Annotated in this window: 19 protein-coding genes and 4 pseudogenes; 19 read left to right on the forward strand and 4 right to left on the reverse strand. The window is 61.2% G+C overall.

Features of this window, described 5'->3' with window-relative positions:
• From repA to repC, 3 genes are all read left to right on the forward strand, one after another.
• On the forward strand, positions 1–1,215 hold the full coding sequence (repA, locus tag N2601_RS32155; RefSeq protein ID WP_260305975.1) for a plasmid partitioning protein RepA: 1,215 nt from the start codon (positions 1–3) through the stop codon (positions 1,213–1,215).
• A complete protein-coding gene (gene repB, locus N2601_RS32160; RefSeq protein ID WP_260305976.1) occupies positions 1,212–2,201 on the forward strand; it encodes a plasmid partitioning protein RepB in 990 nt (329 codons plus the stop codon). The genes repA and repB overlap by 4 nt, the downstream gene beginning before the upstream one ends.
• Positions 2,202–2,389: 188 nt before the next feature.
• A complete protein-coding gene (repC, locus tag N2601_RS32165) occupies positions 2,390–3,604 on the forward strand; it encodes a plasmid replication protein RepC (protein ID WP_260305977.1) in 1,215 nt (404 codons plus the stop codon).
• A 182-nt stretch (positions 3,605–3,786) separates the two neighbouring features.
• Here repC and N2601_RS32170 read toward each other — a convergent pair.
• A pseudogene (locus N2601_RS32170) lies at positions 3,787–4,822 on the reverse strand (IS5 family transposase); the annotation flags it as partial.
• A 779-nt stretch (positions 4,823–5,601) separates the two neighbouring features.
• On the opposite strand from N2601_RS32170, the gene N2601_RS32175 reads away from it, so the two are divergent.
• The 5 genes and pseudogenes from N2601_RS32175 to tnpC all read left to right on the forward strand — a co-directional run bounded on the left by N2601_RS32175 (position 5,602) and on the right by tnpC (position 9,563).
• On the forward strand, positions 5,602–6,039 hold the full coding sequence (locus N2601_RS32175; RefSeq protein WP_260305979.1) for a transposase: 438 nt from the start codon (positions 5,602–5,604) through the stop codon (positions 6,037–6,039).
• Between the two features lie 749 nt (positions 6,040–6,788).
• Positions 6,789–6,968 (forward strand): annotated as a pseudogene (locus tag N2601_RS32180) (hypothetical protein); the annotation flags it as partial.
• 89 nt (positions 6,969–7,057) lie between these two features.
• Positions 7,058–7,501, forward strand: coding sequence for an IS66-like element accessory protein TnpA (gene tnpA / locus N2601_RS32185; RefSeq protein WP_260304103.1), 444 nt, complete (start codon positions 7,058–7,060; stop codon positions 7,499–7,501).
• Entirely contained in the window at positions 7,498–7,851 is a 354-nt protein-coding gene (gene tnpB, locus N2601_RS32190; protein ID WP_260304104.1) for an IS66 family insertion sequence element accessory protein TnpB, read from the forward strand. The genes tnpA and tnpB overlap by 4 nt, the downstream gene beginning before the upstream one ends.
• Before the next feature lie 64 nt (positions 7,852–7,915).
• Positions 7,916–9,563, forward strand: a pseudogene (gene tnpC, locus N2601_RS32195) (IS66 family transposase).
• 429 nt (positions 9,564–9,992) lie between these two features.
• Here tnpC and N2601_RS32200 read toward each other — a convergent pair.
• Together N2601_RS32200 and N2601_RS32205 are read right to left on the reverse strand one after the other, a co-directional pair.
• Positions 9,993–10,406 (reverse strand): DUF5615 family PIN-like protein, encoded by a 414-nt coding sequence (locus N2601_RS32200; protein WP_260305980.1) that lies wholly within the window; start codon positions 10,404–10,406, stop codon positions 9,993–9,995.
• Positions 10,403–11,053, reverse strand: a complete 651-nt coding sequence (locus N2601_RS32205; protein WP_260305981.1) for a DUF433 domain-containing protein — start codon at positions 11,051–11,053, stop codon at positions 10,403–10,405. Before N2601_RS32205 ends, N2601_RS32200 begins: the two co-directional genes overlap by 4 nt.
• A gap of 734 nt (positions 11,054–11,787) precedes the next feature.
• Here N2601_RS32205 and N2601_RS32210 point away from each other — a divergent pair.
• The 4 genes and pseudogenes from N2601_RS32210 (at position 11,788) to N2601_RS32225 (ending at position 19,168) form a co-directional block, all read left to right on the forward strand.
• On the forward strand, positions 11,788–12,777 hold the full coding sequence (locus N2601_RS32210) for a DUF3991 and toprim domain-containing protein (RefSeq protein WP_311319478.1): 990 nt from the start codon (positions 11,788–11,790) through the stop codon (positions 12,775–12,777).
• A 112-nt stretch (positions 12,778–12,889) separates the two neighbouring features.
• Positions 12,890–13,495: a DUF1419 domain-containing protein gene (locus N2601_RS32215; protein ID WP_260305982.1), complete on the forward strand. Its 606-nt coding sequence runs from the start codon at positions 12,890–12,892 to the stop codon at positions 13,493–13,495.
• An 18-nt stretch (positions 13,496–13,513) separates the two neighbouring features.
• Positions 13,514–13,914: pseudogene (locus tag N2601_RS32220) on the forward strand (DUF3085 domain-containing protein).
• A 130-nt stretch (positions 13,915–14,044) separates the two neighbouring features.
• Positions 14,045–19,168: a DEAD/DEAH box helicase family protein gene (locus N2601_RS32225; protein WP_260305983.1), complete on the forward strand. Its 5,124-nt coding sequence runs from the start codon at positions 14,045–14,047 to the stop codon at positions 19,166–19,168.
• Between the two features lie 66 nt (positions 19,169–19,234).
• Here the strand turns inward: N2601_RS32225 and N2601_RS32230 are convergent, their stop codons facing one another.
• Positions 19,235–19,438: a hypothetical protein gene (locus N2601_RS32230; protein ID WP_260305984.1), complete on the reverse strand. Its 204-nt coding sequence runs from the start codon at positions 19,436–19,438 to the stop codon at positions 19,235–19,237.
• Positions 19,439–19,906: 468 nt separating this feature from the next.
• Between N2601_RS32230 and N2601_RS32235 the strand changes: the two genes are divergently transcribed.
• The 7 genes from N2601_RS32235 to N2601_RS32265 all read left to right on the forward strand — a co-directional run bounded on the left by N2601_RS32235 (position 19,907) and on the right by N2601_RS32265 (position 25,693).
• The gene (locus N2601_RS32235) at positions 19,907–21,628 is read left to right on the forward strand and encodes a ParB N-terminal domain-containing protein (protein WP_260305985.1); all 1,722 of its coding nucleotides are present in this window, start codon (positions 19,907–19,909) and stop codon (positions 21,626–21,628) included.
• A 92-nt stretch (positions 21,629–21,720) separates the two neighbouring features.
• On the forward strand, positions 21,721–22,197 hold the full coding sequence (locus N2601_RS32240) for a hypothetical protein (RefSeq protein WP_260305987.1): 477 nt from the start codon (positions 21,721–21,723) through the stop codon (positions 22,195–22,197).
• On the forward strand, positions 22,194–23,069 hold the full coding sequence (locus N2601_RS32245; protein WP_260305988.1) for a DUF7007 domain-containing protein: 876 nt from the start codon (positions 22,194–22,196) through the stop codon (positions 23,067–23,069). Before N2601_RS32240 ends, N2601_RS32245 begins: the two co-directional genes overlap by 4 nt.
• A 9-nt stretch (positions 23,070–23,078) precedes the next feature.
• Positions 23,079–23,267, forward strand: a complete 189-nt coding sequence (locus N2601_RS32250) for a hypothetical protein (RefSeq protein WP_260305989.1) — start codon at positions 23,079–23,081, stop codon at positions 23,265–23,267.
• Positions 23,268–23,657: 390 nt separating this feature from the next.
• Complete coding sequence (locus tag N2601_RS32255) at positions 23,658–23,840, forward strand: hypothetical protein (protein ID WP_260305990.1); 183 nt, start codon at positions 23,658–23,660, stop codon at positions 23,838–23,840.
• Between the two features lie 15 nt (positions 23,841–23,855).
• Complete coding sequence (locus tag N2601_RS32260; RefSeq protein ID WP_260305991.1) at positions 23,856–24,335, forward strand: thermonuclease family protein; 480 nt, start codon at positions 23,856–23,858, stop codon at positions 24,333–24,335.
• 770 nt (positions 24,336–25,105) lie between these two features.
• A complete protein-coding gene (locus tag N2601_RS32265; protein WP_260305992.1) occupies positions 25,106–25,693 on the forward strand; it encodes a hypothetical protein in 588 nt (195 codons plus the stop codon).
• Positions 25,694–25,884 lie beyond the last annotated feature (191 nt).

Genomic DNA, 25,884 nt, shown 5'->3' on the forward strand with positions numbered 1-25,884 from the left:
ATGAAGCGGACGGCTGAACAGAAAACTGCAGCACAAGAGACGTTGGTCGACCTGATCGAACGACACTCGTCGGCGCTTGCGACCCAGCTCCAAGCCCACCACATGAGCACCTTCCCCCCTGTTGCGGAGAAGGGGATTCGTCATTTCCAGCCATCTGAAGCGGCCAAGCTCGTTGGTGTCAAGGAAGTCTATCTTCGTCAGATTGCCAACGACATTGAGGACCTGGAGGTCAGCACGACGGCCGGTGGCCGTCGTTCCTATTCCGTGGAAGATATCGACAAGATCCGACGCCACCTCGACCGCGTTGGCCGGGCTGACAGACGGTATTTGCCTCACAGGCGTGATAGTGAAGCACTGCAGGTCATCTCCGTTATGAACTTCAAGGGTGGCTCCGGCAAAACCACAACCGCCGCACACCTAGCGCAGTATCTGGCGCTGCGTGGCTATCGGGTTTTGGCGCTTGATCTGGATCCCCAGGCCAGTCTCTCGGCTCTTTTCGGCAACCAGCCCGAGCTGGATGTCGGTTCGAACGAGACGATGTATGGCGCCATCCGCTACGATGATGGGCGCCGGCCAATCCAGGAGATCATCCGCTCGACCTACATTCCGGATCTACATCTGATCCCGGGCAATCTAGAGCTCATGGAATTCGAGCATGACACGCCGCGGGCGTTGATGAAGCGCCAAGCGGGCGACGTGATGTTCTTCGACCGCGTTCGCCAAGTCTTGGACGAAGTCGAAAGCAACTACGACATTGTCGTGATCGATTGCCCGCCGCAACTTGGCTATCTCACTTTGTCGGCCCTCACCGCGGCAACATCGGTGATCGTCACTGTTCACCCCCAGATGCTCGACGTCATGTCGATGAACCAGTTCCTGGCGATGGTGGCCGATCTTCTTCGTGAAGTCGCGAGTGCCGGAGGCAACGTCGACTTTTCATGGATGCGTTATCTGATCACACGCTTCGAACCGGCCGATGGGCCGCAGAATCAAATGGTCGGCTATCTACGGTCGATCTTTGGTTCGCATGTTCTGAATTTTCCAATGTTGAAGACGACCGCTGTTTCGGACGCAGGACTAACCAATCAGACCCTTTATGAGGTCGAGAGAGGTCAATTCACGCGCAGCACCTATGATCGCGCCCTTGAGGCGATGAACAACGTCAACGAGGAAATCGAGACCCTGATCAAGAAATCGTGGGGGAGAGCCGCATGAGCCGGAAAAACCTTCTTAATCTCGTCTCTGTCGATGCCGCACGCCCGGCAAAGCCACAAGGCAGACCCCTGCTTTCACCGACCATCCAGTCCGAGGAAGCTTCTGCCGACAACAAGCTCGTCAAACAGGTCGGCAGCACTATTCGTGAAGAGAAGGCCCGTCAGGCGCGTGCTGATCAGATCGAACGACGGCTTGCCGAGGGGCGGACCATCATCGAGATCGACCCGGCCGAGATCGAACCTTCCTTCATACAAGACCGAATGCCCGGCGATATCGAGGGACTAATCGCTTCGATAGAGGAAAGCGGTCAGCAAGTACCTATTCTTGTCCGCCCCCACCCGGATCAGACAGGCCGCTATCAGGTCGCATTTGGTCACCGACGGCTCCGTGCAGTTCAGGCGCTTGAACGGCCGATCAAAGCGATCGTTCGTGATCTCACGGATGAGCAACTCGTCGTGGCGCAAGGACAGGAGAACAACGAGCGTCAGGATCTGACCTACATCGAAAAGGCACTTTTCGCGGACAATCTGCAGCAACGTTTCTCCAGGGATGTCATCATGTCAGCCCTGTCGGTCTATAAGAGCGATCTATCCTACATGCTGTCCGTGGTGGTCAGGATCCCTCGGGAAGTGATCAATGCGATCGGCCCTGCTCCCGGTGTTGGTCGGCGGAGCTGGATTGAACTTGCGGACCTACTGGCAAAGGACGGTTCGTTAGAATTGGCCCAAGTGTTTCTTGACACCGGCGAGGCCAAGGCCCTCCCCTCGGAGGCACGGTTCAAGGCAGTCGTCTCACGTTTGAAACCGCAGTCGGCTTCCGTGCCTGCTGACGTGTGGACGGCCGACAACGGAAAACGCCTTGCAAAAGTGCTGAACACCGACGGGAAACTGGAAATTGCCATCGACAGGAAGGAAGCACCTGAGTTCGCCGCGCTCGTCTTGGAGACGCTTGAGACGCTTTATCGCGAGCACAAGTCGACGAAATAGTACACTGGATCAACAAACCACGGAGTGAACCCCGCAAAAGAAAAGAGCCCCCTCAACGTTGCCGTCGTGGAAGCCCTCATCTGTTCTGTAGCAAGACAGAGAATCGCATTTCCATGAATCTTCGTCAAGAGTCTTTGGCACCGTTTTGGGTGAGCGGATTTCTTTTGCCTTCTGAAAGGTAAAAGACGATGCATACGGGAAGTGTGACGACGCCGTTCGGGCGGCGGCCGATGACGCTTGCCCTCGTGAAACGGCAGGTGGCCGCGACCGAGATCAAGCCGGGTAAGTCAGTTGAGAAGTGGAAGGTCTTCCGTGATGTTGCGGAGGCTAGGGAAACGCTGGGCCTGCAGGATCGCAGCATCGCCATCCTGGATGCACTTTTGACGTTCCATCCGACCAATGACCTTCAGCAGGACAAGCCCTTGGTCGTATTTCCTTCGAACGCCCAGTTGACACTGCGTGCCCATGGCATTGCCGGCGCGACGCTGCGCCGGCATATCGCCATTCTCGTGGATGCAGGACTTATCGTTCGAAAGGACAGCGCCAACGGCAAGAGGTTCGCGCGAAAGGATCGTGACGGAGAGATTGAGTCGGCTTTCGGTTTCGATTTGTCACCGCTCCTCGCCCGCGCCGAAGAGTTCGCGCTGATGGCACAGGAAGTCGTTGCGGCCCGCATCGCGTTCAGAAAGGCGAAGGAGGCCCTCACTATTTGCCGCAGGGACGTCAGAAAGCTGATCAGCGCTGCCATCGAGGAAGGTGCTGAGGGTGATTGGCAGGCGATCGAGGACATCTATCTTGACCTGATAGCCCGCCTCCCCCGGACACCATCGCGCGCCGACGTTGAAGGCATCTTGGACGAGATGCAGCTTCTCTATGCCGAAGTCCTTAGCCTCCTGGAAATTCAGAAAGAAACCGCATTTAATAGCACCAATGCTGCTCATGATGAGCGTCACATACAGAATTCAAAACCCGAATCCATCAATGAACTTGAACCAAGCTCCGAAAAGGAGCCGGGGGCAAAGCCGGGCGAAATCGAACCGCTAAGGCGCGAGCCGTTAAAAACATTTCCGTTGGCAATCGTCTTGAAGGCTTGCCCGCAAATTGCTGACTATGGTCCGGGCGGCGGAATTGGAGGCTGGCGTGACCTAATGTCGGCCGCCGTCGTTGTGCGATCGATGTTGGGGGTTAGCCCGTCCGCTTATCAGGATGCGTGCGATAGTATGGGACCGGAAAACGCGGCCGCCACGATCGCTTGCATCCTCGAGCGCGCTAATTTTATCAACTCGCCCGGCGCCTATTTGCGGGATCTGTCACGCCGAGCTGACCGCGGGGAGTTCTCTCTTGGTCCGATGCTTATGGCCCTGTTGAAGGCGAACAATGAATCAGAAGTTAGGCGCGCCTAACTTGTTAGGGCGCACTGTGATTCCAGCCAATCTTGCGTCGGATAGACCGACAACGTTACACCATAGGGGATTGTTGCATAAACGCGAGCGGAGACACGGCTTAAGGGTTGGGGCGGAGTTTTTGGGTCCGCTATGTTGGTGAGCGGGCTGTTTTTAGGTGGCTGTTTTGGTTTTGAGCGGGTGGCGGTCAGCGTCACCCAGCGGCGCATGTTGAAGGCGATTGCCGTCATCAGCACCTGGGCTTGCGCCTTGATCAGTCCGCGATAACGAATGACCGAAAGACCCATGCGGCGACTTCCATGTGGCAAAGGTCGTCTCGACGGCAGCGAGCCGACGGGCGATCAGATCATTCAAGCGTTGCAGCTTCGGTGGCAGTGTACGGTGATGTTTGTTGGGCCGGCGCATCAGCCGCGCCTTGATGCCCCTGGCCTTCAGCGTCTTCTCGCGGCATGGGTATGATAAGCGCTGTCGGCCAATACCGCTGTTCGTCACCGCAGATCAGATCATCGGCACAGATCGTATCGTTGACATTGGCCGGGGTGGTGATCAGCCGGCGGACCAGGCCCGAGCCCTCAACGCCGACATGGGCCTTGTAGCCGTAGGACGAGCCCCGCCGGCCCTTGCGCCGCGTGAAACGGGCATCCGGGTCCTCAGCTTCACCGGCGGCACCGTGTCCACGCCATCGTCATCTCCCCCACGCTCGCCAATCTCCTGTCCGGGCTCCCGTCCGGGCAGGCGCCACTTCGGCGGCCGAGCCGCTCCCGTCTCGATGATCGGGGCGTCCAGCATCGTGCCACGCCGCAGTATCAACCCGGCTTTGTCCAATTGACCGTCGAGTTCCGCAAACAGCGCCTCCAGCAACCGCGCCTCGATCAGATGGTTGCGGAACCGGCACAAGGTCGTGTGATCGGGAACAGTCTCTTCCAAGCTCAGGCCAACAAAGCGGCGGAACGACAGCCGATCATACAGCGCTTCTTCCAGCTCCATGTCCGACTGGCCGTACAGCGACTGCAAGAGCAGTGCCTTGAACATCATCAGCGGCGGATAGGCCGGGCGGCCGGCAGCCGCATCATTGCGCAGCCGCTGCAGCACCTTCTCGAACCGGTACCATTTGACAAGGCCCGATAACCGGTCCAGACGCTGGTTGCCGCCACCGGCCGGCATCAACGCATCCACAAAACTGAACTGACCTGTCCGCTTCAGCGCCATGACAATCATCCCCGTTCAACAACAGGGAATCATATCCACTCAATTTTGCAATAGTCCCTTGTGGGGACAGCTGAGACCTTCAGCGTGCGGAGTTTGAGGCATTCGAAAGCCGGGGAGGGTGAATTCCAGCCTTGGACCGATGCTAACCAAACTTCAAAGCGCGGGAACCGAACTCGGACAGCGCTCGATTTGGCTCGCGGGTGTACGGAAACCGCGGCTTTGGCCGCGGAGGAATTCTCGACAATTTCGTCTCCCCCAATCTCGTAGCTGCAGCGAACCCCGCGGTCCGGAAGGGCAGGAAACAGAGGGGCGATTTATCTCTTCGCTCAGCGTGACGGCGCAAGGAGCTCCAGAAGACTGACGGCAGATGGCTCCGGCCGCGTGAATAGCTCTTGAGATTTGTGCCCGGGCCGACGGACATCGTCGAGCGAGAGTTAATCGAATTGGGCTTGTGATGGTCGGCCTGAGCGACGTTTGGATAGCGGGTGCGGCACCGAGGGGCTGAAGGTCAGTGTTGGGGATTTGGGCCGAGTTAGGCGCGCCTAACTCGCGAGCTACCGTCGCGAGCCCTTCAGGGCTTGCGCTCGTTCTTCCTCAAGTTAACGTGAACGGGAAGGATCGATCCGCGCGCTACCTCGGAGCTGAGCCAGGATCCGACGGGCGATCGTACCGATGGACCTTATGCGCGGTCGAGGTAGATTTCGGCCCAATTTATAGCGCCGCAGGCCCGGAACGTTGACTCTTGGGTCGAGCTGACAGAGAAAGCGCTAATTCACAGAGGACGACCAATGGCTGACGAAGAGATTCAGACCCTGCAGGACGGTACCGTTTCCATGCCGGCTGCTCCGAAAAAGACTTCAAGAGCAAAGAACGCAGCGGCGGAAAAGGCCCGTGTGGACACGCCCAAACCGGCAAAGCCCAGAATCCGCGGGCTCAGCGATCAGGAGAAGATGGAGAAGATCGGCAAGATCGAAGCTCAGGTTGCTGGTGGGACAACTCTGAAGGATGCCGTTAAGAGCGCCGGGATTTCGGATCAGACCTATTATCAGTGGAAGAAAACTGCCGCTCAGCTTGTCACAGACACCCGGACCGTGTCTGTTTCGGTCGACGATGAGCTCGACGAGTTCATCCAGCTCGAGGAAGAAAACCGGCGGCTGAGAAAACTGCTCTCCGAGAAGCTGCGCGCGGAAAACGCTGATCTACGCAAAAGACTTGGAATGAGCTAGCGGGGCGACCCTGGCTAGTTCACCTCGACGCCGATCCTCGATATGAATGCCTTCAAAAATCTTTGCGCATTCTGATGGTCGCATCACTATCATCCAATCCCGATCGTCTGACACATGAGAACACCACGACGCAATTTCGTCGTCGAATACAAGACGAACAGGCGCCAAACCAAATCCCCACCAATCTCGATCTGGGGCAATCTGGATTTGCAGGCGGTAGCCCGCGCGGTCGAGGCCGACGGTGCGATGCCCGAGGTTGACCTGCCTCAAGCTCCTTCAGTCTTGGAAGGCGTAGCGGCAGTCGAACCCAGGGTGGTCGCTTCTGCTGCTCAGGTCGACGCTGACGGTCCTTCCGGGAGGTCCGCGGCAACCTCTTTGCGAAATGAGAGTCCCATCGCGCCGGCAGCTATTGGGGACGACGCGTTCGAAGACCTGCCTTCCTCCCCAGATCAACCGACTTTGACGCCGGCTGCGAAACCTCGAGCCAGAACCCGCGCAAGTACGTTACGCTCTGACGTCCCGGAAACGCTCGATGAGCTTCCGGGTCCCGCAAAGCACCCTGGCTCGCAGGAGGAACTCGCGGTTCTTGAGGCTGAGAACCGCCATCTGAAGCGCCTGATGGTCGTGAAGCTCCGAGAGGAGAACGAGAGGCTTAATTCCATGCTTCGGCGCGTTAGAGGCGCCTGAATACCAAAGACAGCGCGTTACGCGCGTCTTATTTCTCTCAAGCCAAATATCACTGCCCAAGAAGGGCGCGGTCTTATGACTGGGGATGCGAGGTAATCTTGTGCCTCTTCAATCCGGGGCGGGGCGACCCAAATGCCGAATGCCGGCTACCGATCCAGAAGCTTTGGAACGAGCTTGCAAAAGGGCACTCGTTTCCAACCTGCAGCGGCGTGGGGTTTCACAGTTTGAGGCCAGGTTACGAGGTAAGCGCCGCCTCCGCCCCATTGGATTGGCTATATTTTGAGGCTTGCTGCGTGTGCGAGAAGGTTTCCAGGACTATCTGGAGATTTGCATGGCAGATGATGGATTTGTTGGGCGCTACGAAGTTGTCCAGCCGCGCCGCGGAAACCGGCGTTGGCCAGATGATGTGAAGGCGCGGATCGTAGCGGAAAGCCTTGAGCCTGGTGCTCGTGTCGTTGATGTCGCGCGCCGTCATGACGTTGTTCCGCACCAGCTTTCCTTGTGGCGCCGGCAAGTGCGCGAGGGCACTCTGGCCCTGCCTTTTGAGTCTATGTCGGGGCTGTCGGAGAGCGGCGATGCCGAGCCTGCATTTGTGCCTTTGGCGATTGCGGCAGAGCCGAGCGCGGCTGTGAATGTTTTGGCGCCGCCGCTGCCGGAGGCGGCTTCGTCGGTCCTGACGTTGGAGATCGGCCCGGACGTTGTGATGCGGGTTCCCGACGATGTGCCGGTTGAACGTGTGGCGGCTCTGGTGCGAGCCATGCGAGGGGCGGCATGATTGTCGCGGGCCAACGACTGCCGATCCTGATTGCAACGCGTCCGGTGGACTTCCGCTGTGGGCATCAGGCGCTGGCTCTGATGGTGCAGACCGAGTTGAAGCTCGATCCGCATTCCGGGGTGACCGTGATCTTCCGGTCGAAGCGCGGCGATCGCCTCAAAATCCTGGTGTGGGATGGCACCGGAATGGTGCTGACCTACAAAATTCTGGAACAGGGTAGCTTTGCCTGGCCCAAGGTTCAGGATGGGACGATGCGTCTTTCCAGGGGTCAATACGAAGCCTTATTCGAAGGGCTTGATTGGCGACGGGTCATGGCGCAACGGGTAACAGCGCCGACTGCGGCAGGATGACTCAGCCGTCCTGTTTTTGTATTGTTTTATTGGGTTTTTCTGCTTCGATTTGCTATGAAGCTGCATGTCGCAGCCGATCGATCTTAGCCAGTTCCCGGACCTTCCTCCCGAGGTTTTGAAAGCCTTTGCGGACGTGCAGTTCGAGCTGTCGGTCGAGCGTGCGGCACGTCAGCATGAGCAAGCGGTGGTCGCCGAAAAGGACGCGTTCATCACCGAGCTGAAGGAACTGATCGAGAAGCTTGAGGGCAGGTTCACGACTATCGGCGCACGAAGTTCGGGCCGAAATCGGAAAAGCTCGATCCGGCGCAGATGGAACTGGCGCTGGAAGACCTTGAAACGGCGATTGCCGAAACACAGGCGCGGATTGCCGCCGTCGAGAAAAAGATCGAAGCCAGCGCATCCGATCCGGACAAGGCCGTTCCTCGCAAGGAGCGTAAGGCCCGTGCACTGCCCGAACACCTGCCGCGGGTCGAGAGAGTGATCGAGCCCGAGAGCATCGTTTGTCCCTGCGGCTGCGGCAACATGGTCCGGATCGGCGAGGATCGGACGGAACGGCTCGACCGGGTTCCGGCGCGCTACGAGGTGATCGTCACGATCCGCCCGAAATACGCATGCCCCAAGGGTCGAACGGGCGTCATCCAGGCCAGAGCGCCAGCGCATCTGCTGGAAGGGAGCTGGCCGACCGAAGCCCTTCTGGCTGAGATTGCCGTCGCCAAACATTCCGAACATATGCCGCTCAACCGGCAGGCCGAGGTCATGGCGCGACACGGGGTGCCGATCGACCGCACGGTCCTGTCCGACTGGCTTGGCGCACGGGCAGCGAAATCGCACCGGTGGTCGACCACATGGCTGAACGGCTGCTGTTTGAAAGCACGCGGCTCTATGTCGACGAGACAACAGCTCCGGTTCTTGATCCGGGGCGAGGCAAGACGAAGACAGGTTATCTCTGGGCCGTGTTGCGTGACGACCGTGGCTGGAATGGCTCCGCGCCGCAGGGCGTGGTGTTCCATTACCGGCCCGGGCGTAAGGGCGAATATGCCGCTGAAATCCTTGACGGGTTCAACGGGACAATCCAGGTCGATGCCTACGGTGGTTACTCTCACCTCGCCACGTCGGCCCGGATGGGCGGCGATCCCTTGAAGCTGGCTTTCTGCTGGGCGCACGGGCGCAGGAAGCTGATCAAGGCCACGCCAAAGAGTGGATCGCCCATCGTCGACGAGGCGCTGGTGCGGATCGCCGCGCTCTACAAGGTCGAAGACAGTATCCGGGGCTCAGATCCCGAACATCGCCGGGCAGTTCGACAGGACCTGTCCCTTCCGCTCGTGGACGAGTTCTTCACCTGGCTGGCAGCGCAAGCCAAGCGCGTCTCACGCAAGTCTGATCTCGGAAAAGCCCTGGCCTATATGCTAACGCGACAGGACGGCTTCCGGCTGTTCCTGGACGACGGCCACGTCGATATTGACTCCAACCTGGTGGAAAACGCCATCCGCCGACCGGCCATGAACCGCCGCAATGCGCTCTTTGCCGGGCACGATGAAGGGGGCCGAAATTGGGCCCGCTTTGCCAGCCTGATCGGCACGTGCAAAATGAACGGCGTCGAGCCATACGCCTACCTGTGCGACCTCTTCACCCGCCTCGCAAATGGCCACCTCGCCAAAGACATCGATGCGCTGATGCCATGGGCCTATGCCGCCCGCATCAAGGCCTCATAATGAGCTCGTCAGATACTATCCGGTGAGCTCACATCTGGCCCTTAGGCAGCCTTACCCGGTAGCTGAAACTCTAAAATCAATGGGGCGTAGACGGCGCATACGACGAGCCCTACTATTGTGACGCAGGATACAGGCTTTCGGGCAGCTACGGTCCGCGCGGCGAGCAGGCAACCTGCCTCGCTCCAACGCGTGAGCAACTCACTGTGCTCTAATGAGCGCGAAAACTACGGCAACGACTCCAACGCGCTATCGCTGCGAATTACTTCGCGCTCACGCAAACGAACAAGCATCGCTGCATCGGAGTTCGCAAACGGATCGCCTCGAACTCGATGACAGCGTCTCGTGGCCACCGGCATAGGATTGGAGTGCTGGATTTCCGATAGGTGCCGCGTCAATCTTCGCGAACGCCAACCGAGACTCTTGCGTGAGTCACTCAGGAAGCGAGAACATCTGCGCTTCGATGCCTTCCTCGGTGAGGGTGACTTCAATGAGCTTGTTTATGATTTCACCGCCATTAACCTCAATAACCTGCAATGCCGCATCGAGCATTTCGAGTTGCTCCTTTCTGCCGATTCCGTCGGGCGCGTTGAAGCAGATCAGGCCGGCATGAAGGTCGACATCCGCGTATTGGCCGGCCGCGCCGGGATTTGACTGGGGACCACGAAAATCGACCGAATTGATAGTCACGAACGTCCAGTCTTCACTCAAGATAAATTCTTTGAGCTGCCAGTCCTTCCAGCCTGCTTTGTTCATCCAGACGACGTGCGACGACTGGCCAAAGCCCGCTTGCTGTGCCCGAGTTGCCAAGTGAGGGCTCAGGCATTCGTCGATCAATAACTTCATTGCGCCTTGCTGCGCGGAAAACTCTTGCGCGTCTCCAGCCTCGTGCCACTCGGCAGCTTAAGTTGCGCGGAAGGACGACCACGCCGCGGATTGGCCTTAGCATAGATCGTTGCGAGATCCAGGCTTTCCTTGTTCAGGCTTGGATAGTCTTCCAGCATCTCATCGTGGGAGATGCCCTCCGACAACATTGCAGCAACCGTATATACGGGGACACGTGTGCCTTTCAGCACCGGTGTTCCGTTAAGGATTTCTGGATCGGATACGACCGCCTCTTGCGCGCGCTCCAGCGCAGCGAGCCTGCGTCTCGTGTCGGCAATGACCTCGTCGAAATCAATGATAACGAACTTGTTGTGCGTAGCCCACTTCTGCCAAGCGTGGTGATCGATGTTAACAGCCCAAAGATCGCGTAGCCGAGGTACCAGCGTAGCAATAGCTTTTCGGCGCAGTTGAGCGTCGAGCGTATCGGCCGTGTGGACATAGAAATTGATAGCGACGCATCCGCCCGGCAGCACACGTCGCGCATGGTTCTGCACGAAGAGCTCCGTTGGTAGAATACCCTCGTCGATCAACTTGTCGACTTGGCGTACGTCGACGTTGGCAACGACCGCAGCTTCGGTCGTTTTCAATAGCTTAGGTTCGTGGAGCATCTTGCTCTCCAAAAATATTCCCGCAGCCGAGAAGATATAATTTCTCGCGCATTTTTTCAACCGTCGACTCGCATACCGCAGTTGCAACGGTAAGGTGTGCGGCGGTTTGCGATGTCGAACAAATCGGGCTGACGGCGTTCCCATAGCAATCCGCCAGAAAAATAGGGCCGCCGGAAGACCGGGGCCCTTTAGGTGTGAAGGTCAAAACCTCCAGAGGGGAACAGCTAACGCGATGGCACTGGGAGGAGGCCATCAAATGCATCAGCTGTCCTCCGTATGTCTAGAAATTGTGCTGCGGGCAATCAATTATTGTGCATTGCAGATATGCGATCCGCAAAGGGCGGCCGCCAGCCTCCCATAAAGTGGCGGCATGGATCGAGCCATTCCACACAAATATGAAGCCCACCGTGTCACCGCTCGGCGACCGCGCCGACTAAAATCATCAATCTCTCTCAGCATATCGAAGGATATCGGACTGCTTCTTCCGGCCGTCCCGACTGGCCCCTTGGCAAGCCGCATCCGTTCGCGCTGACCGACATATCCTCCTTCCACTTTGCGGTTGCGTGCCGCTTGCGATCGGGCGGCCGCAAGGGAAGCTGCGCCGCGGCTCTGCCTGCGGTGGCGAGCCGCGCCCTTGCCCCCGCCGCTCTTCGCGGCTGGCTCAAAGTGTTCCGCGAGGTCCGCGGAGAAGAGCGAAAAGGGAAGGGCAGCCCCATTAGGGCTGGCAAGAGAACATGAGAAGGAAAGAAGTGGAAGACCTCAGGCAGCGAGTGCCCTGCGCCGCAGTTCTGGACAAGGCCGGCTTTGCCGTCGACCTCAGAGAAAGCACGCGTCGCGCCGTCAAATTCCGGCGTGACGGCGATATCATCATCGTCATCCATGACGGTAAGGGGTGGTTCGACCCTCTCGGCGATGCCGAGGCAAAGGGCGATGTGTTCTCGCTGATGAAATATCTCGACGGCGTGAGTTTTCCGGAGGGCCTTCGTCGTGTTGCCGAGCTGGTCGGCTATCGATTTGCCGAACCCGCATGGCAGCCGACGCCGAAGCAACGGGCGCAGATCATCCCGATCGGGGAGCGCTGGGGTCGACGGCGCAAGCCGTGGAGGGGATCGCCGACATGGAAATATCTCGCCGACGACCGTCTTGTCCCGGATGACATTCTTCGCGTGGTGATCAGGCAGGAGCTGCTGCGTGAAGGGCCATACGGCAGCGTGTGGGCGGCCCATGTCGATGATGCCGGCCTGGTTACCGGTTGGGAGGAACGGGGTCCGCATTGGCGTGGATTTGCCAGCGGCGGCGCGAAGGTGCTGTTTCGCATGGGCAGCTCGGATGCGATACGCGCCTGTGTGACCGAGGCCGCCATCGACGCCATGAGCCTCGCGGCCATCGAGGACGCTCGCATCGACAGCGTATACCTCAGCACCGGCGGCGGCTGGGCGCCGGCGACGGAGACCGCAATTCGCACCCTTGCGAATCGCCCTGGGATGCAGCTCGTCGCGGCGACGGACAATAACTTGCAAGGCGAGGTCTATGCCGGTCGCATCGAAGCGATCGCCGGAAGGTCTGGGTGCGCTTTTGAACGGTTGCGGCCGATGACCGGGGATTGGAACGAAGATCTGGGGACAAGAGGAAGAGCGGAGAAAAAAGAAGAGGGAAATTGGGCTGCCGCATGCCCGCCGGTCCGCGTCAAGGGTGAAGCTCCGCCCGGCTGCGCCGGCCCCTGACCCGGCCGGACGGGATGGCGGCCGCCGGGGAGGGTGAGGAAGGTCTGAAGAGAAAGATGGCATCCACGAGGACGAGCCGCGCTTCAGTCCGATGAGGCTGAAAGGAGCCGCTATGAACCCCGCATCCCCCATCCGCAAGATCTTCCAAGGCGTCGCGTCACGCCAGGACATGTTCCGGCTGTTCGACCGCCACAAGCAGCGTCCGAACAGGTTCGAGGGCGACGATAGCGCACTCTATGCCGGTGAATGGTTCGAGATCGGCGGGGCACAGTGCGACTACATGCTCGATGTCCTGCCACCGCTTTGGATCCGCGGCGAGATGTTTGCCATGCGCGAATTCCTCACCGGATTCGTGACGAGCGTGTTCTTCACGCTGAAGATCGACGGCCATATCCGTCACTTCCACAGCTATTGCGATCTCTCTGATCGGTCGTCTCCGGATCGCATGCGTTCCGCCATCATCGAGCGTGAATCCCGCCCGGTGAAGGCAATGTCGCACGAGGAGCGTCTGGAGCACATCTGGAGCAGCACGCACGACGACTACCGCGGCTATGCCGGCGAGCGTTGGCCCGAAGGCGACCGCGGCAAGCGCATGGTGCTGCTCTATGGCGGCAAGGAGGGGACAATCCTGAAGCTTCTCGACCAACTTATGGACGCCGAGATCTCGGCGAAGCTGCCAGTGCATCTTCGCTTCCTCCCCGATGCCATCGCGGCGTGACCAGAAGTGGAGAGCGCGATGTTCACTTTCCCGCTGAACGAGGTCCGTGCGGTGATCGAGCGTGGACGATTGGATGCAGCCGCCAATGGCGGCTTTCGCAATCCGCACTATGGCCTTGCTCCCGGCAAGGACGAGAAACCGGGCGCCTGGTTGGTCGGCGACGAGGGCGTGTATCTGCTCTCCAACGGCAATCTCGTCGAGGGGCAAAGCCGCTCGTTTCGTATGCCGAAGAATGCAATCCGACGACCAATACCGACTACTGGCACTACAAGCGTCGGCATTTCGGGGGCGACGACGGTGTCGAGTTTCTCGATGCCGAAGGATTGCTCGCGCTGATCGCGGACAATCCTGGCGGCACCCACCTGCGTGTCCACCTCACTCCGGAGAACATCGAGTTCTTCGTGGTGAAACGTCCTTAGCAACCCATCCCTGCCGGTCTCGATAGAGACTACCGACGCAGTTCCATCACCAACCTCTCGTGGCTCAACTCCCGCCGGATTGTTCCGGCCGGGGCGATGCCGCGCGCCTTTAGCACAGGAGACATATCCCATGGCGCAAAACGATCCCTTCACACTCAGTCTCTTCGGCGACACCACGCTGAGTTCGGGCCTCGGCCTTGGCATCGACTTCGGCACAGGCGGGTTTCCCGACTATGCCGCGAATGATCCCGGCGACGAGGATCCGGACCCGACATCACCCCCGTCAGCGCCGGCATTGCCGGCGCTTACCCCCACCCGGACGACGGCCCTTGCTGGATCGAAGGTGCGCAGTTCCGATTTCTACCTGGAAGCCGGCCGCGGTCTGGCGAAGGGCTGGAAGGAACGTGCCCACCACAATATCGAAGCGATCCGGTTGGCCGCCGAGCTTGAGGAGGCTGGACGTCCCGCAACCGCGGACGAGCAGGCGCGACTGATCCGCTTCACCGGCTTTGGCGCTTCCGAACTCGCCAACCAGGTCTTCCGCCGCCCCGGCGAGGTCGGCTTCCGTGACGGCTGGAGCGATCTCGGCGAGCAGCTCGAAGATGCTGTCTCTGAAACCGATTACGCGACGCTGATGCGCTGCACGCAGTATGCGCATTTCACACCCGAGTTCATCGTCAGGGCTATGTGGTCCGGCCTGCAGCGTCTCGGCTGGCGCGGTGGCCGTATCCTCGAGCCGGGTATCGGCACGGGCCTGTTTCCGGCGTTGATGCCGACGGAATTCCGCGACATCTCGCATGTCACCGGCATCGAGCTGGATCCTGTCACGGCGAGGATCGTCCGGCTGCTGCAGCCGCGCGCCCGGATCGTCAATGCCGACTTCGCCCGCATGAACCTGCCGGCAAGCTTCGATCTCGCGATCGGCAATCCGCCATTTTCCGACCGCACGGTCCGCTCCGATCGGGCCTATCGCTCGCTTGGCCTGCGGCTGCACGACTATTTCATCAGCCGCTCGATCGACCTTCTGAAACCCGGCGCGTTGGCCGCTTTCGTCACCAGCGCCGGCACGATGGACAAAGCCGACAGCACCGCCCGTGAGCATATCGCCAGGATTGCCGACCTTGTCGCGGCGGTCCGCCTGCCCGAGGGCGCTTTCCGCGCCGACGCCGGCACCGATGTCGTGGTCGATATCCTCTATTTCCGCAAACGCAAAGCGGGCGAACCTGAAGGAGATCTCTCGTGGATCGATCTGGAGGAGGTCCGGCCAGCAACCGTCGATGAGGGGTCCATCCGGGTAAACCGCTGGTTTGCCCGCCATCCGGATTTCGTGCTTGGCACGCATGCGCTCACCACCGGCCCCTTCGGCGAGACGTATACATGCCTTGCTCGCGCCGGCGAGGACCTGGAGATGGCGCTCACGTCTGTCATCGAGCACCTTCCCGAGGATATTTATGACGGTGAGCCCACCGAGATCGACCTCGATCTTGAGGACGATCTTGGCGAAATCATCGAGCTGCATCCCGACAATTCCAGGGTACGGGAAGGCAGCTACTTCGTCGACAGCAAGCGCGGCCTGATGCAGATGGTCGACGGCGCCCCTGTCCAGATCAAAGTACGCAAGGGCCGCTCCACCGACGGTGTTCCGGAGAAGCATGTCCGGATCATCATGAAGCTGATCCCGATCCGCAACGCCGTCAGGGAGCTTCTAAGAGCCCAGGAGCAGGACCGGCCGTGGAAGGACCTGCAGGTTCGGCTGCGCATCGCCTGGTCTAGCTTCGTGCGTGATTTCGGGCCGGTGAACCATACCACGGTTTCCATCTCGGAGGACGAGGAAACCGGCGAGGTGCGGGAAACCCACCGCCAGCCGAATCTGCAGCCCTTCCGCGACGATCCGGATTGCTGGCTGGTCGCGTCTATCGAAGACTACGATCTCGAAACCGATACGGCTCGGCCGGGCAAGATCTTCACCGAGCGGGTGATTTCGCCGCCGACAGCGCCAATAATCACCAGCGGCGCTGATGCACTGGCGGTCGTCCTCAACGAGCGTGGGCGCGTTGACCTCGAGCATATTGCCGAGCTGTTGCATCGTGACCCCGACGATGTCGTCGCCGAACTCGGTGATGCGATCTTCCGCGATCCAGCCGACGGATCCTGGCGGACGGCCGACGCCTATCTCTCCGGTCCGGTGCGAACGAAGCTTGCTACCGCCGAAGCAGCGGCGGCAGTCGATCCTGCCTACGGGCGCAACGTCCGCGCGCTGCAGGCGGTGCAGCCAACCGATCTCAGGCCGTCCGACATCACCGCCCGTCTCGGTGCGCCGTGGATTCCAGCTGCCGATGTCGTCGCATTCGTCAAGGAGATGATGAATGTCGAGATCCGCATCCATCATATGCCGGAGCTTGGTTCCTGGACGGTCGAGGCACGCCAGCTCGGCTACACGGCCGTTGGAACGTCCGAATGGGGGACAAGCCGCCGCCACGCCGGCGATTTGCTGACTGATGCGCTCAACAGCCGGATTCCGCAGATCTTCGACGTCTTCAAGGACGCGAGCGGTGAACGCCGCGTTCTCAACGTCGTCGACACGGAGGCTGCCCGCGACAAGCTGCAGCGGATCAAGGAAGCTTTCCAGAGCTGGATCTGGACCGATCCTGACCGTACCGACCGGTTGGCGCGCGTCTATAATGACCGATTCAACAACATCGCGCCCCGGGCGTTCGACGGCAGCCATCTAAAGCTGCCGGGTGCGAGCGCTGCATTCGTTCTTTATGAGCACCAGAAGCGCGGCATCTGGAGGATCATCGCCGACGGCTCGACCTATCTGGCGCATGCCGTTGGCGCCGGCAAGACCATGACCATGGCCGCCGCCATCATGGAACAGCGCCGGCTCGGGCTGATCGCAAAGGCCATGCTCGTCGTTCCGGGCCATTGCCTGGCTCAGGCCGCACGCGAATTCCTGGCACTTTATCCCGCCGCCAACATTCTCGTCGCTGACGAGACGAACTTCACCAAGGACAAGCGAGCGAGGTTTCTGAGCCGCGCAGCCACGGCGACCTGGGATGCGATCATCATTACCCATTCCGCCTTCCGCTTCATCGCCGTGCCGTCGGTCTTCGAACAACGGATGATCCACGATGAACTGGAGCTCTACGAGGATCTGCTGACCAAGGTCGAAAGCGACGATCGCGTCTCGCGCAAGCGCCTGGAGCGTTTGAAGGAGGGGCTGGAGGAGCGTCTGCAGGCACTGTCTACGCGCAAGGACGATCTCCTCACCATCTCCGAAATCGGCGTCGACCAGATCGTCGTCGACGAGGCACAGGAGTTCAGGAAGCTGAGTTTTGCCACGAACATGAGCACGCTGAAGGGGATCGATCCGAACGGATCGCAGCGGGCATGGGACCTCTACGTCAAATCGCGCTACATCGAGACGAAGAATCCCGGACGAGCCCTGGTGCTGGCATCGGGGACTCCGATCACCAATACACTCGGCGAGATGTTCTCGATCCAGCGGCTGCTCGGCTACGCGGCACTAGCCGAACGGGGACTGCATGAGTTCGACGCCTGGGCGAGCACGTTCGGCGACACGACGACCGAGCTCGAACTGCAGCCGTCGGGCAAATACAAGCCGGTGTCGCGATTTGCCAGCTTCGTGAACGTGCCGGAGTTGATCTCCATGTTTCGGGCATTCGCCGACGTCGTCATGCCGGCGGACCTGAAACAGTACGTCAAGGTGCCGTCGCTCTCGACCGGGCAGCGGCAGATCCTCACCGCCAAGCCGACGCTCGCCTTCAAAGCCTATCAGCGGGCGCTTGACGACCGCATCAAGGTGATCGAGCGGCGCGAAGGCCCGGCCCAACCCGGTGACGATATCCTGCTTTCGGTCATCACCGATGGCCGGCACGCGGCGATCGATCTCAGGTTGGTCATGCCGGCTATCGACAATGAGGAAGACAACAAGCTCAACCTTCTCATTGGCAATGCCTATCGCATTTGGAGGGAAACCGCCGACAACAGCTATGTCCGGCCCGACGGCAAAGCCTACGAGGTGACGGGGGCAGCGCAGATGATCTTCTCCGATCTCGGCACGATCAGCGTTGAGAAGAGCAGGGGTTTCTCCGCCTATCGCTGGATCCGCGACGAGTTGGTCCGCATGGGCGTGCCACCTTGCGAAATCGCCTACATGCAGGACTACAAGCGCACGGAGGCGAAGCAGCGGCTGTTCGGCGACGTTCGCTCCGGCAAGGTGCGTTTCCTGCTCGGCTCCTCAGAGACCATGGGCACCGGCGTCAATGCGCAACTCCGCCTAAAGGCGCTCCATCATCTCGACGTGCCGTGGCTGCCCTCGCAGATCGAGCAGAGGGAGGGCCGGATCGTGCGTCAGGGCAATCAGCATGATGAGGTCGATATTTATGCCTATGCCACGGAAGGGTCGCTCGATGCCCAGATGTGGCAGCAGAACGAGCGAAAGGCCCGCTTCATCGCCGCAGCGCTCAGCGGCGACACCTCGATCCGCCGCCTGGAGGATATGGGCGAAGGCCAGGCCAGCCAATTCGCGATGGCGAAAGCGATCGCCAGCGGGGACGAGCGCTTGATGCAGAAGGCCGGACTGGAGGCGGACATCGCTCGGTTGGAACGTCTGCGTTCTGCCCACGACGACGACCAGTATGCCGTCCGTCGGCAGATCCGCGACGCCGAGCGCGACATCGAGGTGTCGACGCGTCGTATCGGCGAGATCGGCCAGGACATCGAGCGTCTTGTGCCAACCACCGGTGATGCCTTCACGATGAGCGTCATGGACACGGCGTTAGAGGAACGCAAGGAGGCGGGCCGTGCTCTGATGAAGGAGATCCTGACGCTGGTCCAGCTTCAGCACGAGGGCGACCTCGTCATCGCCGCGATCGGCGGCTTCGATCTCGAATATTCCGGCGAGCGCTTTGGCAAGGACGGATACCACTACACCACTATGCTGTTGCGCACCGGCGCTGACTATGAGATCGAGCTTTCGATGACGGTGACGCCGCTCGGCGCGGTCTCACGCCTCGAGTATGCGCTCGTCGGCTTCGAGGAAGAGCAGGATCGCCATCGCCAGCGCCTGGATGACGCCCATCGCCGGCTCTCTTCCTATCGATCGCGCGAGGGCGGTGAATTCGCCTTTGTCAGCGATCTCGCGGAAAAGCGCCGTCAACTCTCCGATGTTGAGAAGGCGCTCGCCAAAGATGTCGAAGGCGCCGAGGGAGCCATCGCGATCGCAGCGTAGTCGCGGGCGCACCGGAGCCGGCGGGTTGCGGGAAACTTATGCCCGCGGTGTCGCCGGCTCCTCACCTCAAGACTTGTTGCGCTCGAACCGCGTGATCTTTGCATCGGGAACTGCCTCGTCCGAAGCGCAGCCGTCGGCACCCTGCTCGGCAATCGCGCGAGCCGTACCGGCGATATCGAGCTTTCCCCAGATGGAGCCGCGGTCCTTTTGTCGCCCCTTGGAGCGTGACGGTTTGATCTCAACGATGAACGGTCGCTTCGGCTGCTTCATGCTCTGACGGAATCCCCAAATTTTATCGAATGACAGCAGGCCAGAGCGGCTGGCGACCGGAGTGGGCCGAAGCTCGGCCTTGATTGCCGGCCTGCCTTATCCGGTGTGCGGCGATTGTTGCGGTGGCGATGATGCAGTTTTCGGCGGCCGTGGCAACCGGCGCTGTCGCGAAATTGGAGCCCACGGCTCGTCCGAAGCTGTCGTGGGCTGAAAATAAAATAAGAAAGGAGAAGGAAAGACCCGCTCGCAGATCAGCCGGGCCGTCAGCGCTCTCGCTCAACCACGGCCTGACGCGATCCCGGCCCGTCGTCCTTCGCAGGGCTGAAGCCCCGCTTGTCCGGCCGGGCAGGGATGCTCGGCCGCAGTTGTGCCGGCCCGGCCGCTCCGCGGTCCGGGAGATGTCTTCGAGAAGAAGACGGAAAAGGACCGGCAAAGGGCCGAGTCCGCAATCCCGAACAGGAGCATCCCATGCACCTCATGAAAGTCGATCCACGCGCTCTGCGCGACAATCCCGACAACACGCGCCAGACGAAGTCGACGCCACAGGCCGACGCACTGCTGCTGGCCACGATCAGGGCGGTCGGCATCATCCAGCCTCCGGTCATCTTTCCAGCGAAGGATGGCGGAAACGACTACGTCATCGAGGCGGGCCACCGCCGCACGCGCCTGGCAATCGCCGCCGGTCTTGAAGAGATCGACGTCGTTGTCGTCGAGGCCGCAAACGACAATGGTGCCATGCGCTCCATGGTCGAGAACATCGCCCGCGAACCGCTGAACCCTGTCGATCAGTGGACGGGCATCGAACGTCTAGTCGCACTCAACTGGACCGAGGAGGCGATCGCTGTTGCGCTGGCACTACCGGTGCGCAGGATCAAGCAGCTCAGGCTTCTCGCCAACGTTCTGCCGGCGATGCTCGATCAGATGGCAAAGGGGGACATGCCGGAAGAGCGCCAGCTGCGGACCATCGCCGCAGCGCCAATCGATGAGCAGAAGGAGATCTGGAAAAAGTACAAACCGTCGAAGGCCGATCCGGAGATCGACTGGTGGCGCGTGGCGCAGGGCCTGACGAAGACCCGTATGTTTGCGAAGGATGCCAGCTTCGGTGACGAACTCGCCCAGGCTTACGGTATCCAGTGGGTCGAGGATCTGTTCGCCCCCGCCGACCAGGATGGCCGCTATACCACGGACGTCGAGGCCTTCCTCGGCGCGCAGCAGGAATGGATGGCGCAGAACCTTCCTAAGCGCGGCGTGATCGTCGAAGCCAGCGAGTGGGGCGGCGGCAAGTTGCCTGCGAAGGCGGAACGAGTCCATGGCAAGCCGCAGAAGTCGGACAGCACCGCCATGTATCTTGACCGCGACGGCAAGGTCCAGACGGTGCATTTCCGGATGCCGGAGGGGAAGAAGGCCAAGGGCAAGAGCGCCACGGGGGAAACTGGAGCCGCGGGGGCTGATGGTCAGGATGTCGTTCTGTCCAAGCCGCGTCCGGATGTCACCCAGAGTGGCCATGACATGATCGGCGACTACCGAACCGATGCATTGCATGCGGCGCTCGGTCGCGCGCCGATCGAGGACGATACGCTGATGGCGTTGCTCATCCTTGCATTCGCCGGACTGAATATTCGCGTCAGCCTGGGTTCGGGCGATGACATGTCCAGCACAAGGCGGATCGCCCGCCACGCCGCCCGACTGTTCGATGTCGACGGCAAGCTCAGCTTCGAGATGGATACGCTGCGTATCGCCGCCCGCTCGATGCTGACGGAAGTGCTGTCGTGCAGGCGCGATGCCTCGAACAGCGGTATCGTTTCCCGCGTTGCGGGCGATACCATCGGCGCGGACAGTTTCCTTCCCAACATGGGGACGGACGACTTCCTCTCGTGCCTGTCGCGCCAGGCGCTCGAAGCATCGTGCAAGGACACCTCGGTCCTTCCGCGCCCGAAAGTTCGCGAAACCCGTGCCGCGCTCGCCACCCACTTCAAGGACGGCCGTTTCGTCCATCCATCGGCGCTGTTCGCCCCTGATATGGTGGAACTGACCGACTGGATCAGGAGGAACGCCGTCGTCGAAGACAACGATCGTGACGATGCAGCCGCGGAACCGAGCGAAGAGACAGCCAGCGGCGAACCTTCCGAAACCCCCGACGACAACTCGGCCGATGAGGAGGCGGAGGGCTTCCGCGAGGCGGCCGAGTAGTCGCCATCGACCATACACCGAACCTTCAGCGCCGCCGCTTTCCCCGGCGGCGCTTCCGTTTCCACCATCCTAAACCTAGCAGGAGAGCACGCATGTCTGCGTCCCTGATTTTCGATATCGCCCCTATCGGTTCGCTTGTGGCCTGGTCTGACGGCACTGTGCAGCCGCCCGAACGGCACAGGAAGAAGCTGTCGGCCTGGAAATCCCGTAACAGTCAGGGCCGGCTGATCCGCAAGCAGGCGGGCAGGACCACCGGCACCTATATCGCCCAGCCAGATTTCACTATTCATGAAGGCGATTTCGGCAGCGCCGGAACGATCGTCCTTCGCGTTTTCCGGACTTTTTCGATCGACAGCGACCTGACGTTCAAGGTTGTCGACCGTCCGGTGATCGGCTCCGTTCGTATCTTCGATCGCCCCGGCGCGGGCGCTGAACTCGTCCACCTCGCCGTCAGCCGCGCGGACGCGGAAACCTGGCTCACGCAACATCGCCATCCCCTCGCAGTTCTCGAAGAGGTGACGGCCGACGAGGCCGCAGCGACTGTCGTCGAGGGGAGGGCCGCAGCATGAGCGCGCTCGCCATCCCGCATCAAGAAGACTCCACCCCTGAAAATTCAGGGGTGGAGTTTGGCAGGTCCGCCGAAGGTTTCCCCGTCGCTCGCCTGGACGATATCGTCATGGCGATGCTTTCGAGCCGCGAAGGCGGCGGCCTCCTTGCCAGCGCCTGGCGCGTCTTCCGGCCGCTCGCCGACCTGACGCGCGCCGACTTCTATGTCTACGACTCGACACTGGCCGACGAGAATGCGTTTCGGGAGCGCGTCCTCGAGACGCTCGAACACAGGCGCGAATTGCGCGGGCTCGATCGTCAGCACATACGGGTTCATTGCAGCACTCCCTGGGGACCATCGCAGGGCGCAACGATCTATGCCGAAGGCATCGTCAGTCACAGCACTGCCGGTCATGGCGGTTTCAAGCTGACCGCCGAGCGCAACGGCAAGGTCCACCCGATGCTGCGCGCCGAGGGTGGCTGGTACGAGGAGGATGCCGCCTGGGCCATCGTCGCGATCACCTATCCGGACCTGTTCACCGGTTATGAGCGCCGGCGCGCGAAGCGCACGATCAAGGATAGCTGGCCGGACGCCTGGGAGACGATGTTCACCACGATCCTGCAGCCGGGCGAGTCCCAGGAGAAGGACCGCCGCGATTTCGACAAACGTCACGCCGGCGACTGGGTCGTCATCTCCGCGATCACCTCGGATCAAGAGAAAGGCTTCGTGCAGGTGGTCGCCACACTTGGCGGCCGGCGCGACGGGAAGGGGGAGGAGCGACGGTTTCTTGTTCCCTCCGACGAATATCGGGTCGGCCGCTTCGGCTTCGTCCTCGATGAAGCGCGCCACCGTCGTCACGACGGCCCGTCGAGTTTTCTCGGCTGGAGCAGGTAGGAGGCGGTGATGCACTGGAAGATCATCGCACTCGCCTTCGGATGGCGCCTCGCACGCGATAACGATGAGGAGGATCTCTTCGTCGTCTATCATCCCGGCCGGCGTGAGCACTTCAGCGGCGAGGGCGCCTGGAGACAGGCCGCGCTTCGCTCCATCCGTGCGCCGAGGACGGACCGGGACAAAGGTCCTCGGCCATGAGCGGGCTGGATGGGCGCCTGCCTTGCTCCCGCACGGAGACAGGTTGTCGGCAGACCCGCGAACATCTCCAGCGGATCGAGCGTCAGATCGAACGCCACGCCGCACGCATGGTGCTGACCGCTCGCGTCAAGAACCGTTCCTTCCGGCGGTCGGTTTCATCCTGGACGCGTGAGGACGAGCGGCGCCTGCAGGAGACCATCGATCGCCTGTGGTTCGAGCGCCAAGGCGAATTTGACATACTGTCGCGCGGGCTTGCGCGGCAGGAGAGAGCCATCGCGACGGGCGTTCCCGCGGGTTCATCCTCCGCGAAAGTGCGAAAGGCCCGGGAGATCGCCGACCTCTCGCTCGCATCTAATCTGAAAGAACAAGCCGAATCGCAAGGAGAGCGATATGAGATTCACGGTCATGGTCACGCAGGTCTATCGCGTCGAGCGAACGATTCTCGTCGAGGTGGAGGCCGAAGACGAGGAAAGCGCGATCGAGCAGCAAAGTCAGGAGGCGGCCCCCGATTTCGATGATCCGGGCTGGAAAAGTGGGTGGAGTCTGGAGAACGAAGCTGTCAGCGCTCGATAAGGGATATGGTTGGAAATGAGAAGGTTCTCGAAGGCCCGCGCCGGGTTTCGGCGTGGGTGCGCCGCCGTCTTCATCTTTGTCATCCTTTGCACCTTCGCTCTCGGCGGTCTTCCTCGTGAGACCAAAGCCGCAGGCGCTGTGCGGTTCGAACTCTGTGGCGGCGGGCCTCGCCAGAATTGCGTGGTCGACGGCGATACGTTTCATATGGATGGCGTCAAGATCAGGGTCGCCGACATCGATGCGCCTGAAACCCACCCGGCTCGCTGCGAGCATGAAGCATGGCTCGGCGCGCGGGCGACGCACCGGTTGCTTCAATTGCTCAATCAGGGGCCGTTTGAGCTGAGAAGCTGGCCCGGTCGGGACGAAGACCAGTATGGCCGCAAGCTGCGCGTTGTTGTCCGCAACGGGCGCTCCCTTGGTGACATGCTGGTCGCCGAAGGGATCGCCCGGACATGGACAGGGCGCCGTCTTCCCTGGTGCGATCAGGACATGTGACAGAGGATCCCGAGTCTCAAGCGACCACCGCCCCTTCAAAGGCAGCTTGCGGCATGCCGAAACCCTGCATCCGATTCATGTCGTCGGTTCTTGCGGGTGGTCGCTTCTCTCCGAATGGACCGTCGAAATTCTCCCGCAGGCAGGCGGATGGTCGTGTCGTCGCGCGCCTCATGACGCCGGCGAGTCGATCCCGCCTTTATGCTTTAATCCACGTGCCAGTCGCGCCGCCGGAGATGGATCCGCATGGCGTTACGGACGACGTCGGTCGTGCTTGCTGTCATCGGCAGGTTTCCTGTCATGCGTCTGTTGTCGTCACCATCGATGACCACGATGCCTCGTTCGGAAGGGCGGTGAGGGGCTCCGTGCGCGGCCGGCCTCCGGGAGGAGCGGGGTGGGCAGCGCTGCGGCGTGGCCGTCGGCTGGGGACTTGCATTCTCCCTCCTGTCGAAATCCGGTTTGCCTCGTCGTCACGGCGGCCAACCCTGCCGGCATCCCCTCGGGTTCGTGCGGTCTGAACCGGACGGCGGATCGGTTCAAGGCCGCGTGCCGCGCCGCAAAGCGGCCGGAGCCCGCCGATCGCGCAAGGCGGCCCGCGGTCCGCGCAGGGCCTTTGGCCCCGCTTTTCCCGCAGACCTGCCTTTCTCGCCTGGCAACCCCCGGACCCTGATCCGCTCCGCTTCGCCGGTTATTTTTTTTGACCGCACCCGAGGGGACGCCGGCAGGGCCGGTCGCTTTCGGGGTTTCGGCAAACTCAAGAAGGATTTTACGACATGACGAAGAACACGCGCCCCGCAAGACCCGTTGGCCGCCAGCAGGCTACCCGCCGCGGCCCGACCCTCGAAATGGTCCGGTTGACTTGCCCGGATACAGCCCAGGCGACCCTGATCTCCGAAAGCTTCGGCCTAGTGGTCATCGATGGCGCCGGCATCCGAACGGGTCACGAGAACCTGCTCGTCGACACCGCGGCTCTCCTCTCCGAAGGTCTCGGCGAGCGCGCAATGCAGATCCACCTCCAGCGGATCGTTGGCTCCTATGTCGGCTCGGCGCACGGGGCGGGGCAGTTCTATTCGCGGGCCGTCACGGAAGCGCGCGACGTCACCGCCAAGGCCGCCAACGATCTGCGCGACGAAGATATCGACGGGCCGGTCGGGTTCACCGGCAATGCCCAGCGCAAGCGCGAGTTCGCCGCCGACATGGGCTTGCAGGCCTATTCGCTCCGCATGGCGGCTGAAGGCGCGGTGGCCGCCTACGAAGAGATCGTCGGCGAAGCGTGGAAGCCGTTCGACCGGCCGATGGAAAACCCCGGCCAGAGCCTCGACCGCAAGGCGACCGAGGCGCAGATGGCTGCCTTCGGGTAACCGCCGCCGGCGGGGCTTCGGCCCCGCCAGCTCCTCCCTCCGATCACGTCCCGACAGGTCTGTTTCCCTCGAGACCGGCCTGTCGGCGTGTCGCGGCGTCGCCGCCGCCGAGGAAAGAGAAAAAGAAAGGAGAAAAGAGAAGATGGACTGATCGCCCGTCGCGGCCCGCCCCGGACGGTGGGCCTGCCGGG

This window comes from Rhizobium sp. CB3060 (assembly GCF_025200735.1).
Classification (GTDB): domain Bacteria; phylum Pseudomonadota; class Alphaproteobacteria; order Rhizobiales; family Rhizobiaceae; genus Rhizobium.

Coding starts and splice junctions, on each gene's coding strand:
- repC (WP_260305977.1), top strand. CDS start 2,390: ATGCATACGGGAAGTGTGACGACGCCGTTCGGGCGGCGGCCGATGACG.
- N2601_RS32175 (WP_260305979.1), top strand. CDS start 5,602: ATGGCTGACGAAGAGATTCAGACCCTGCAGGACGGTACCGTTTCCATG.
- repB (WP_260305976.1), top strand. CDS start 1,212: ATGAGCCGGAAAAACCTTCTTAATCTCGTCTCTGTCGATGCCGCACGC.
- N2601_RS32215 (WP_260305982.1), top strand. CDS start 12,890: ATGAACCCCGCATCCCCCATCCGCAAGATCTTCCAAGGCGTCGCGTCA.
- N2601_RS32265 (WP_260305992.1), top strand. CDS start 25,106: ATGACGAAGAACACGCGCCCCGCAAGACCCGTTGGCCGCCAGCAGGCT.
- N2601_RS32235 (WP_260305985.1), top strand. CDS start 19,907: ATGCACCTCATGAAAGTCGATCCACGCGCTCTGCGCGACAATCCCGAC.
- N2601_RS32210 (WP_311319478.1), top strand. CDS start 11,788: ATGAGAAGGAAAGAAGTGGAAGACCTCAGGCAGCGAGTGCCCTGCGCC.
- N2601_RS32240 (WP_260305987.1), top strand. CDS start 21,721: ATGTCTGCGTCCCTGATTTTCGATATCGCCCCTATCGGTTCGCTTGTG.
- N2601_RS32225 (WP_260305983.1), top strand. CDS start 14,045: ATGGCGCAAAACGATCCCTTCACACTCAGTCTCTTCGGCGACACCACG.
- N2601_RS32255 (WP_260305990.1), top strand. CDS start 23,658: ATGAGATTCACGGTCATGGTCACGCAGGTCTATCGCGTCGAGCGAACG.
- repA (WP_260305975.1), top strand. CDS start 1: ATGAAGCGGACGGCTGAACAGAAAACTGCAGCACAAGAGACGTTGGTC.
- N2601_RS32230 (WP_260305984.1), bottom strand. CDS start 19,438: ATGAAGCAGCCGAAGCGACCGTTCATCGTTGAGATCAAACCGTCACGC.
- N2601_RS32245 (WP_260305988.1), top strand. CDS start 22,194: ATGAGCGCGCTCGCCATCCCGCATCAAGAAGACTCCACCCCTGAAAAT.
- tnpB (WP_260304104.1), top strand. CDS start 7,498: ATGATTGTCGCGGGCCAACGACTGCCGATCCTGATTGCAACGCGTCCG.
- N2601_RS32200 (WP_260305980.1), bottom strand. CDS start 10,406: ATGAAGTTATTGATCGACGAATGCCTGAGCCCTCACTTGGCAACTCGG.
- N2601_RS32260 (WP_260305991.1), top strand. CDS start 23,856: ATGAGAAGGTTCTCGAAGGCCCGCGCCGGGTTTCGGCGTGGGTGCGCC.
- tnpA (WP_260304103.1), top strand. CDS start 7,058: ATGGCAGATGATGGATTTGTTGGGCGCTACGAAGTTGTCCAGCCGCGC.
- N2601_RS32205 (WP_260305981.1), bottom strand. CDS start 11,053: ATGCTCCACGAACCTAAGCTATTGAAAACGACCGAAGCTGCGGTCGTT.
- N2601_RS32250 (WP_260305989.1), top strand. CDS start 23,079: ATGCACTGGAAGATCATCGCACTCGCCTTCGGATGGCGCCTCGCACGC.